The organism is Sulfitobacter sp. HI0040 (genome assembly GCF_001634885.1).
In the GTDB taxonomy this organism is placed as follows: Bacteria; Pseudomonadota; Alphaproteobacteria; order Rhodobacterales; family Rhodobacteraceae; genus Sulfitobacter.
Genome location: NZ_LWEX01000382.1, coordinates 1 through 245, shown reverse-complemented (window position 1 = coordinate 245; position 245 = coordinate 1). Strand labels below are relative to the sequence as shown.

Annotated in this window: 1 pseudogene; it reads right to left on the bottom strand. The window is 59.2% G+C overall.

Annotated features, from left to right (window positions below):
* Positions 1–245, bottom strand: a pseudogene (locus A3728_RS16130) (ABC transporter ATP-binding protein); the annotation flags it as partial.

The following is a 245-nucleotide window of genomic DNA, read 5'->3' as shown; positions in this document are numbered from 1 at the left end:
GCCCCGAGATAGGCATCACGCACCGCCTGAGAGGCGAGGATCGTCGCGCGGTCGCCCTGTTCGATGATCTGGCCCGCGTCCAGAACGTACACCTGTTCGCAAACACCCAGCACCAGACCGACATTGTGTTCGATCAAAAGCACCCCGATGCCCAGTTCCGATGCAATCCGCGCAATCAGTTGCGACAGCTCTTCGGCTTCGATTTCAGACATTCCTGCGGCGGGTTCATCCAGCAGCAGGAAATC